2 protein-coding genes are annotated in these 3,935 nt (G+C 49.2%); both read left to right on the top strand.

Annotated elements, in window-relative coordinates; translation table 11 throughout:
- The first annotated feature begins 1,968 nt into the window (after positions 1-1,968).
- Positions 1,969-3,507, top strand: coding sequence for a PDZ domain-containing protein (locus GF404_13360; protein MBD3383167.1), 1,539 nt, complete (start codon positions 1,969-1,971; stop codon positions 3,505-3,507).
- Positions 3,508-3,563: 56 nt separating this feature from the next.
- Positions 3,564-3,935 (top strand): sigma-70 family RNA polymerase sigma factor (locus tag GF404_13355; protein ID MBD3383166.1); only part of this gene is annotated, 372 nt, incomplete at its 3' end.

Below are 3,935 nucleotides of genomic sequence, written 5' to 3'. Positions count from 1 at the left end.
ACTGAGAGTGGCATAAAGACCGCCAGTTACCCATCGCTTATGAATCCCCGCTTTTTGAATTTCGTCAAGCATTATCTCAACGGCCTGACTGAAATCATAAAAAATTATATCTACCCGCGGGGACCGATATTCATGATCGAGCTGGGCAGTGACAACTATTTTGGCGGAAACTTCGATCCGCTCAGCGCTGATTTCAATCCTTATAATATGGAAACCCTGTATCCTCAGTTTCTGGAAGAAAGCTATGATTCGATCAAGTCATTCAATAAGGCTTACGGGTTAAAATTAAAGGAATTTTCCGATTTTGCTGAGCTCGAGAACAAGCCGGAGGTAATAAACCAGAATCTCAAGAAGCGTATGGACTGGCTGAGCTTCAAGGATTATTACCAGGAGAGTTATCGCAATGTTCTTCGTGACCTGTATGTTTCGTTTTCGTGCAACCCGCTGTTTTTGAGCACGGTCAGTTTCCGTTCCAATTTACAGCGTCCCTTGAATGATTTCGAGACCGGTGAGGATGAGCCCAAGATTCTGGGAGTCAGCCTGACCTGGAATGACACTTCCTCGGATTTATTGCAGAAAGTTCGTTATGCCGCCGCCAACTCCGATTTTCCGTTTGCGACCGAGTTGTCGATCGGGATGTTTTCTCCCGAGCCGGCCAAGTCCAAAAACTTTTTCCCGGTTTCTGACCTGGCCACACGATATCTTTTGTCTCTGGCTTTAGCCGGTGGAATCAAGGGTTTTAATTCGAGTATGTTTGTCGAACGGGATCACTGGTACGATGCCGCGCTGGCCAATGACGGCACGATTCAGCCCTCCTACGAAGTCATGAAATATTTCAATGCCGCCTCGATGAAGATCGACTTTGGCGCTTTTGACGCGGTGACCGAGATCGGGCTGGTCTCTTATAAATCTCACAGCCGGCTGGAGCTTCTGCGCGATGGTGAAAATCTCGAGTATATTGACAATCTGTTATATTCGACTTTGCCGGGAGTGGGGCGTGACCTGGACAGGTTGAAAATCGACTACCAGATTCCCGAGTTAACCAATACTGCCAGCCTGGAAAAATTCAGTACCCTGATCATTCCGGTTTCGGAGTATATGGATCAGCCGGAACAGGAACTCCTGATTGAAAAGATCAAGGCGGGGGTTAACGTTATCTTCACGGGAGTGATGCCTAAATATGATACGTTCGGCAATCCCTGCAACAAGCTTTCGGCGTTTCTGAAAATCCGTACCAACCCGGGACTGGAAGTAGCCGAAGTTAAGGCTGAGGACAAGATTCTGCACTCGATTTTGTACGCCACGATCTCATCCTCGGATTCCCAGACTAAGACCCTGGCCAAGGCCGGCAAGAGCGTTGTGGCGGTCAGGACTACCAAGTATGGCGGCAAGGTTTATTTTATCAGTTTCGATCTTTCGACCCAGGAAGATCATAACAAGATGACTTTTCTGGAGTCTATTATCGCTGACTGCGGGCAGGAATCGTTTATCTATACATCAAATCCGGATGTCCGTGCGATCGTCCGCACCGATAAAAAACGAGCTCTGCTGTTTCTGTTATATTCCAAGCCTCAGCTTCCGTTCAAGAAAAGCGAGCGCCATCCGCTTCAGGTCGCGGTCAAGGTCGACCTCAAGAAAGCGGGAATCCGTACTGCCAGGCTCCGTATGACCGAGTTGTTTTCCGGGGAGAAGACCGAGATAACGTCGCGCAACCTGGCGGGTGGATTTATCACAGAGCTCCGGAGCCTGGACAGCCGGGTCTGGCTGATAGCGCCCCAGGAGAAAAAGTCCTCCAGCACCAGCACTACCTGATTTTTTTCAATCAAGGGAGCATTTTGAAGAGTATAATAAATTGTGAGGAACATTATTTCTTTTTTTTAGTATATAATTACGAAACAAACAGTTGACAAAGGCTGTTTAATATTTATATTATTAGAATGTCGGATTGTGCGTAGAAGCGCTTAATTTATGCGGGATATGAATAGCGGTTACTACATGCGGGGAATTTTTTTTCTTTTTATAACCATAGTCCTTGTGGCCGTGATCGGTTACGGTACGGTGGATTATGTTCTCGACCGCAACCAGGAATATGTGTGGGAGTCTGACAGCGGTCTTTTACCCGCGGCTTCCCGTCCGCAAAATTATCCCCTGACCGAGAAAGGTGAATCGCCGTTTGTCTCCGTGGTTGAGAAAACCCGTAACGCGGTGGTGTTTATTTATGCTGAGGGCGAAAATCCGCGGGCACAGAATATCGACCCGATGTGGCGTCGCTTTTTGGGAATCCCTCCCCGGGTGGCTTCATACGGTTCCGGTTTTATCATCCGTCCCGACGGTTACATTATCACCAACAATCATGTGATCGAAGGCGGGGATCGTATTATGGTATCACTTTCTGATGAGCGCTCATTTCGGGCGGAATTGATCGGTGGCGATCCGCAGACCGATCTGGCGGTGTTGAAAATAGATGTTCCCGACAGCCTGCCGTTTATTCCGATGGGAGATTCGGATGATATGCGGATTGGCGACTGGGTGATCGCGATCGGCAATCCTTTCCCTGAACAGGGGTTGGATCGCACGGTTACGGTCGGTGTGATTTCAGCCAAGAGCCGTCGTGATCTGAGGTTCGGGTCGGACACTCCGGCTTACCAGGATTATATTCAGACCGACGCATCGATCAATCCCGGCAATTCAGGTGGCCCGCTGGTCAACCTGACGGGTGAGGTGATCGGTATCAACAGCGCAATTGCCAGCCCCAGCAGGGGATCGGTCGGAATCGGTTTCGCGATTCCATCCAATCTGGCGCGTTCGATCGTTTCCAGCCTGATTGAGGAAGGCAGGGTTTCGCGCGGGTGGCTGGGAGTTACATTGCAGGAGCTTTCGCCGGATCAGGCCGAAGCTTCCGGTCTGCCTGAGGGTACAACCGGTGTTCTTATTACCGGTGTCCTAAATGAATCCCCGGCTGATCGGGGTGGTCTTTTGGCCAATGATATTATACTTGAATTCGGCGGAAAAGCGACTCCCGATGTTTACACGTTGCGTCTGCTGGTGGCCGAGAAACGGCAGGGCGAGAAAGTCGATGTCAAGATCAGCCGTGACGCGCGTGTTCGTGATCTCCGGATTGTTCTCGGTGATCGCGATCAGTCGCTGGCTTCTGCGGATGACCAGCGCAACTGGCAGTATACCGAACCGCGCGGCGATGATGATTCATCAGGCGATAACTGGTTCGGGATGAAAGTAGAAACTGCCAACAGCGATCTGGCTTCTCGTTTCAATGTCGAGTACCATCCGGGTGTGTTAGTGACTGAAATCATACCTGGTTCACCAGCTGATAAGAAAAATGTTTCGCCGGGAACAATTATAACCAAGGTCGATTTTAAGGATGTGCGTACTAAGGAAGAATTTTACGAAATTGCAGATAAACTTAAAGAGCGCGAGAAAGCAGTCGCGTTTTACATCTTTGACCTCAATGGAAACATCGGGTATATAGCCCTTAAAAGTGAAAGTTAACTCTCAACTCACTATAATTCAGGTTAACCTCAAGTCATAGGAGGAAGGTTAGACTTTTGGCAACAAGGCAGTCAAGAAAGTATCGCGATGAGGACAGGTCACTCGATCTTTATCTTCAAGAGATTGGAGAAACTCCGCTTTTGACTCCTAACGAGGAAGTCGAACTCGCGAAGAGGATTCATCAGGGCGACGAACTCGCGCTGGAAAGGCTTACCAAGGCCAACCTGCGTTTCGTGGTTTCAGTCGCCAAGCAGTATCAGAATCAGGGTTTGTCACTGGCTGATCTAATCAATGAAGGCAATATAGGCCTGATCAAAGCGGCCAAGCGTTTCGATGAGACCCGTGGTTTCAAGTTCATCTCTTATGCGGTTTGGTGGATCAGACAGGCGATTCTGCAGGCTCTTGCCGAGCAGTCCCGTATTGTCCGT

Source organism: Candidatus Zixiibacteriota bacterium (genome assembly GCA_014728145.1).
Taxonomy (GTDB): Bacteria; Zixibacteria; MSB-5A5; order JAABVY01; family JAABVY01; genus WJMC01.
Note: the sequence above shows the minus strand (reverse complement) of the source record. Positions and strands in the feature narration are given on the sequence as shown.